Source organism: Pseudarthrobacter sp. AL07, assembly GCF_029960665.1.
Taxonomy (GTDB): Bacteria; Actinomycetota; Actinomycetes; order Actinomycetales; family Micrococcaceae; genus Arthrobacter.
This window is the reverse complement of sequence record NZ_JASBRB010000103.1, coordinates 1-330: the sequence shown is the minus strand read 5'-3', so window position 1 is coordinate 330 and position 330 is coordinate 1. Positions and strand designations below refer to the sequence as shown.

Sequence of the window (330 nt, the reverse complement as noted above, 5' to 3'; positions counted from 1 at the left end):
TGTGTTGTGTCCGGGTCCCCGCGGAGGGGAACTCGAAGAAGCGGTTGCAGGAGGTATCCACACATTCGACGATGAGCCGGTCGTTGGCGGAGCTGGCCAACCATCTCGTGGACCTCCGCATCGAGCGGGTGGTGATGGAAGCAACGTCCGACTACTGGAAGCCGGTGTTTTACCTCCTGGAGGCGCACGGGCTCGAGCCGTGGCTGGTCAACGCCCGGGACGTCAGGCACCTTCCGGGCCGGCCTAAGACCGACGTGCTCGACTCGGTCTGGCTATGCAAAGTCGCCGAGCGGCAGATGCTCCGGCCCAGTTTTGTCCCGCCTGCCCCGA

The 330-nt window shown here is 64.8% G+C and carries 1 protein-coding gene; it reads left to right on the top strand.

The window, feature by feature from the left end:
* Nucleotides 1-71: 71 nt before the first annotated feature.
* On the top strand, nt 72-330 hold a 259-nt coding region (locus QK290_RS18715; protein WP_282332140.1), incomplete at its 3' end, for a transposase.